Below are 878 nucleotides of genomic sequence, written 5' to 3'. Positions count from 1 at the left end.
CGCTTGCTGATTCGCCCCAAGCAAGGTTTGCCGCCCGTTGTATGTTGCCTGGGAACCAGGCCTATGGAGGCTGAGTAATCTCGTCCACAACGGAACTGCTTGCCGTCACCCAGTTCCGCAGCCAGGGCGGTAGCGGTGATCGGGCCAATACAGGGTATTGACATCAAACGCGAAGCAAGATCATCGCTAGCGGCCTGGCAATGCACTTCTTTGTCCAGCGCCTTGATCCGATCGTCGAGATAGCTGAAGTGGGCATGCAGGTCCATCAACAGCTTTTTGATCAGCGGTGAGAATGTGCTGTCGTCCAGCAAGATGGGGAGTTCACGGACCGCTTTGAAGCTGGGCGACAAACTGATCCCCACTTCCAGCAAATACGCGTGGATACGGTTCATTGTGGCGGTACGGTCCTTGATGAAGCTGTCACGCAGCGAATTGAGCATCGCCAGCGCCTGCTGGGCTTCAGTTTTGGGCTGCACGAATCGCATCTGGTCACGGGTTGCTGCCTCACCAATCGCGGCGGCATCAGCGAAGTCGTTCTTGTTGCTCTTTACGTAAGGGCGAACGAACTGGGCAGGAATAAGCTTGGGTGTATGACCCAGCCTGGTGACCTCTCGGGCCATGAAATGAGAGCCACCACAGGCCTCCATCACCACGGTGCACGGTGCGAGGCTAGCGAGGTGGCGTATGAGCGTTTCACGGTTGAACTTACGGTGATAGAGCTCACGGCCGTGATCATCCTGAGCGTGAATATGAAAGCTCAGCTTTCCCAGATCGATGGCGACGATGGCGACAGTGTTCATGGCGTTACACTCCGATAGGCACCCTGTGAAAGCTTAGAGGGCTGACACAGAGCGGGGCGGGGGTAGCCATTTCATTAT

General features: G+C 56.3%; 1 protein-coding gene. It reads right to left on the bottom strand.

Going from position 1 to position 878, the window contains the following annotated elements; translation table 11 throughout:
• Nucleotides 1-800 (bottom strand): IS110 family RNA-guided transposase (locus tag L6D77_RS27020; protein WP_232885670.1); only part of this gene is annotated, 800 nt, incomplete at its 3' end.
• Between the last annotated feature and the right edge of the window lie 78 nt (nucleotides 801-878).

The sequence above is a fragment of the Pseudomonas parasichuanensis genome (genome assembly GCF_021601385.1).
Taxonomy (GTDB): Bacteria; Pseudomonadota; Gammaproteobacteria; order Pseudomonadales; family Pseudomonadaceae; genus Aquipseudomonas; species Aquipseudomonas parasichuanensis.
The sequence above is the reverse complement of the archived record's forward strand: the minus strand, read 5'-3'. Positions and strand labels throughout refer to the sequence as shown.